Origin of the sequence: uncultured Nevskia sp. (genome assembly GCF_903885465.1) — a bacterium.
GTDB lineage: Bacteria > Pseudomonadota > Gammaproteobacteria > Nevskiales > Nevskiaceae > Nevskia.
This window is the reverse complement of sequence record NZ_CAISIQ010000239.1, coordinates 1-4,523: the sequence shown is the minus strand read 5'-3', so window position 1 is coordinate 4,523 and position 4,523 is coordinate 1. Positions and strand designations below refer to the sequence as shown.

At 63.8% G+C, this 4,523-nt stretch carries 3 protein-coding genes; all 3 read left to right on the top strand.

Annotated features, from left to right (window positions below; genetic code table 11):
- Positions 1–923, top strand: a 923-nt coding sequence (gene proB / locus QZY06_RS08885; protein WP_295683033.1) for a glutamate 5-kinase, incomplete at its 5' end; no start/stop codon positions are given.
- Positions 924–1,103: 180 nt separating this feature from the next.
- On the top strand, positions 1,104–2,276 hold the full coding sequence (locus QZY06_RS08880) for an efflux RND transporter periplasmic adaptor subunit (RefSeq protein WP_295683030.1): 1,173 nt from the start codon (positions 1,104–1,106) through the stop codon (positions 2,274–2,276).
- A 5-nt stretch (positions 2,277–2,281) separates the two neighbouring features.
- Positions 2,282–4,523 (top strand): efflux RND transporter permease subunit (locus QZY06_RS08875; RefSeq protein ID WP_295683026.1); only part of this gene is annotated, 2,242 nt, incomplete at its 3' end.

Sequence of the window (4,523 nt, the reverse complement as noted above, 5' to 3'; positions counted from 1 at the left end):
CGAAGCGGCCGACCACCTTGCACGCGCTGCAGGCCACGGCCGCGGTCGGCCAGATGGGTCTGGTCCGCGCCTATGAAACCGAGTTCGAGAAGCACGGCATCCGCGCCGCACAGATCCTGCTGACCCACGAGGATGTCTCCGATCGCGGCCGTTATCTGAACGCGCGCGGCACCTTGAACACCTTGCTGGAGCTGGGCGTGGTGCCGGTGGTCAACGAGAACGACACGGTCGCCACCGACGAGATCCGCTTAGGTGACAACGACACGCTCGGCGCGCTCACCGTCAACCTGATCGAAGCCGATCTGCTGGTGATCCTGACCGACCAGCAAGGTCTGTACGACTCCGATCCGCGCAGCAATCCGGACGCCAAGCTGTTGTCCGAAGCCGATCTGTCCGACCCGAATCTCGGCGGCATGGCCGGCGACAGCAAGGGCGAACTCGGCCGCGGCGGCATGCGCACCAAGCTCACGGCGGCGCACTGGGCGGCCCGCTCGGGTGCGTCGACGGTGATTGCCTACGGCCGCGAGCCGGAGGCGCTGCTGAAGATCGCCAGTGGTGTGCCGATCGGCACCTTGCTGAAGCCGGCGCAGTCGGTGATGGCCTCGCGCAAGCGCTGGATTGCCGGACAGCTGCAGGTTCGCGGTCGCCTGACCCTGGACGATGGCGCTGTGAAAGTGCTGCGCGAACAAGGCCGCAGTCTGCTGCCGGTCGGCGTGCGCCACATCAGCGGCGAGTTCGATCGTGGCGATCTGGTGCTCTGCCTCGGCCTCGACGGCCGCGAGATCGCCCGCGGTCTGAGCAACTATGGCGCCAGCGAAGCGACCCGCATCATCGGCGCGCCGAGTGCCGAGATCGAAAGCCGCCTCGGCTATCCGGGCGAGCCGGAGCTGATCCATCGCGATAATCTGGTGCTGACCGCCTGACATTGGCGGGAAACCGGTTTCTTCGGCGTCTGCGATAGGCTTGGATCAAACCCAGGCAGCGGTTGACGCATCCAAGGCGCATTGTTGCTGCATCTTAAGTGCAGCTACCCACTATCGCGTCCGATTGGCTGCACGCCTGAAACGGCTGTGCACGCCATGGGGCTACACAGGGACCCTTGCATGAGCGTCATGACCCGTAACCGCCACGCCGACAGCGCCAGCGGGAAACTCAAGATCGTGCTGGTGATCGTGCTGATCGTCGCTGCGCTTGCAGCGGTCTTTCTGTTGACTCGCGGCGGTTCTGCCGAAAAGCCGGCCGATCCGAACGCCAAGGCTTACACCGGCCCATATGAACTGGCGGCGGCCGATGTTGCGACGGTCGAGCAGCGCGCGTTGTCGCGTTCGTTGCCGCTGTCCGGCTCGCTGACGCCGCTGGTTCAGGCGACGGTGAAATCCCGCGTCTCCGGCGACGTGCTGGAAGTGCTGGTCCGCGAAGGGCAGGTGGTGAAGAAAGGCGAGGTGCTGGCGCGCATCGACATCCGCAACCTCGGCGCCCAGTTCGACTCCCAGCGCGCTTCGCTGGACAAGGCACGCGCCGATCTCGCCCTGGCAAAGATCAACAGCGAAACCAATGCGCTGATGCTGAAGGAAAAGTTCATCTCCAAGAACGCCTATGACTCGGCGCTGAGCGCGTATGACGCGGCTGCCGCCAGCGTCAAGGTTGCCGAAGCGCAGGCGCGGCTGGCGCAGATCGGCCTCGATGACGCCGTGGTCCGGGCGCCGATCGCCGGTATCGTTTCGCAGCGCATGGTGCAGCCGGGCGAAAAGGTGTCGCCGGATTCGCCGATGCTGGCGATCGTCGATCTGGGCCAGCTGGAACTCGAGGCGCCAGCGCCGGCGTCAGAGATCCCGTCGGTCAAGATCGGCCAGACCGGCAGCTTCAAGGTCGGCGGTTACGGCGAGCGCGTGTTCACCGCCAAGGTCGAACGGATCAATCCTTCCACCGATGCCGGCACCCGTTCGATCAAGCTGTATCTGTCCGTGGACAACGCCGATGGCGCCTTGCGCGGCGGCATGTTCGCCCAGGGGCAACTGGTGCTCGATCAGAGCGCGCCGTCGCCGACGGTGCCGACCTCGGCGATCCGCAGCGACAGCGGCGTGAGCTATGTGCTGGCTGTCGAGCAGGACAAGCTGGTACGCCACACCGTGACCCTCGGCCTGAAGACCGACGACGCTTCGTTCGTCGAAGTGCGCGACGGAGTCAGTATCGGCACCCAGGTGCTGGCGGCGAAGATCGATGCACTGCACGACGGCTCGACCGTCAAGCTCGCAGCTTCGGCCACCGCGAAGTAAGCGCCATGTGGATCACCAAGACCAGCGTCAATCAGCCGGTATTCGCGACCATGGTGATGGTCGCGTTGCTGGTGCTCGGCGTGTTCTCGTACCAGCGTTTGCCGGTCGAGAAACTGCCCGATGTCTCGGTGCCGGTGCTGAGCATTTCCGTCGAGTATCCCGGCGCCTCGCCGGAAGCGGTCGAGAACGATCTGCTCAAGCCGCTCGAGGAAGTGGTCAACTCGGTCGAGGGCGTCAAGCGCATCTGGGGCACGGCGCGTGAGGGCCTGGGCTTCATGCAGATCGAGTTCGATCTGTCCGTGGACGCCGCCCGCGCGACCCAGGAAACCCGCGACAAGGTCGCCCAGATCCAGCCGACTTTCCCGCGCGATGCCAAGCCGCCGCTGATCACGCGTACCAACAACGACGAGAACCAGCAGCCGATCATCAATCTGGCGCTGTTTTCCGATACCCGCACGCTGCGTGAGGTATCGACGCTGGTCGATCAGGTGGTCGTCAAGCGGCTGCAGAACGTGCTCGGTGTCGGCAGCATCCAGGTCAACGGTCAGTCCGAACGGCAGATCCAGATCTTCCTGAAGCCTGATGCGCTGGAAGCCTGGCGAGTCGGCGTCGATCAGGTGATCGCCGCAATCCAGGCCGCGAATCAGGACCTGCCGGCTGGCGCGATCAGCCGGGGTTCGAGCGAGCAGCTGGTGCGAATCGAAGGCAAGATCAAGGAGCCAGCAGCATTCGCGCGCATCGTCGTCGCCACCCAGAACGGCACCTCGATCCATCTCGATCAGGTTGCCGAAATCGTCGACGGCGAAGCCGAGGAGACCTCGATCTCGCGAGTCGATGGCAAGCGTTCAGTCGGCATCGATATCTTCAAGGTGCAGGGCGCGAACATCGTCAGCGCCGCCGAAGGCGTGGCCAAAGCGATCGAGCGCCTGAAGGCCGAACTGCCGGCCGACGTGCGGATCGTCAAGATCTACGCGACTGCCGACGACATCACCGCCTCGGTTGAACAGGTCAAGGAAACGATCATCGAAGGCGGCCTGCTGACCGTGCTGATCGTCTTCCTGTTCCTGCATTCCTGGCGCTCGACGATCATCACCGGCCTGACCTTGCCGATCTCGGTGATCGCCACTTTCATCGCGCTGCACGCCTTCGGCTTCACGCTGAACTTCCTGACCCTGATGGCGCTGAGTCTGTGCATCGGTCTGCTGATCGATGACGCGATCGTGGTCCGCGAGAACATCGTCCGCCATCTGGCGATGGGCAAGAGCCATGTTCGAGCCGCACTCGATGGCACTCAGGAAATCGGCCTGGCGGTGATGGCGACGACCTTCGCGATCCTCGCAGTGTTCGTACCGGTGGCGTTCATGAGCGGCATCATCGGCCGCTTCTTCTTCCAGTTCGGCATCACAGTCGCGGTCGCCGTGCTGGTCAGCTTGTTCGTCAGCTTCACGCTCGATCCGATGCTGTCGGCAGTCTGGCGCGATCCGCCGCAAAACCGCTTCAAGTACCTGCCCTGGCTGGGTCGCTTGATGGAAAAGGTCGAGCATGGCGTCGACTTCCTGCATCGTGTTTACGGCCGGGTGCTGGCCTGGGCGCTGCGCACCGAGCGCCGCCGGGTCTGGCTGCCGATCTTTGGCCTGGCCCACGCCGCACGCAATCTGGACTGGCGGCAGATCGGCACCGTGTCGAACCGCGGCATCGTGCTGTGGATCGCGGCTTTCACTTTCTTCGGCAGCTTCACCTTGCTGCCCTTCATCGGCACCGAATTCTTCCCGCGTGGCGATGACGGTTTCACCTCTTTGCGCATCAACACGCCGCTCGGTTCGAGCCTGGAATACACCGATGCCAAGGCGCATCAGGTCGAAGCGATCCTGCATGAGTTTCCGGAAATCGAAACCATCGCCACCGAGGTCGGCACCGAGGAAGGCAAGAATTACGCGCGTCTGAATCTGCGCCTGACCGATCGCCAGAAGACCCATCGGCGGCCGCAGAAGGATGTCGAGAAAGCGGTACGCGAGCGGATCAAGGGCGTTGCCGGCATCGATCTCACGGTCGGCTTCGGCGGCTCGATCTTCATCTCGCTGCTCGGCCCCGATGCGACCAAGCTGACCGAGATCACCAAGGGCGTGATCGTCGAGATGGCCAAGGTCAAGGGCATTTCCGATCTTGAAAGCAGCGAGAAGGGTGAAAGCCCAGGGCTAGCGATACGGATCAATCAGGAACTGGCCGGCGATCTCGGCTTGAGCAATG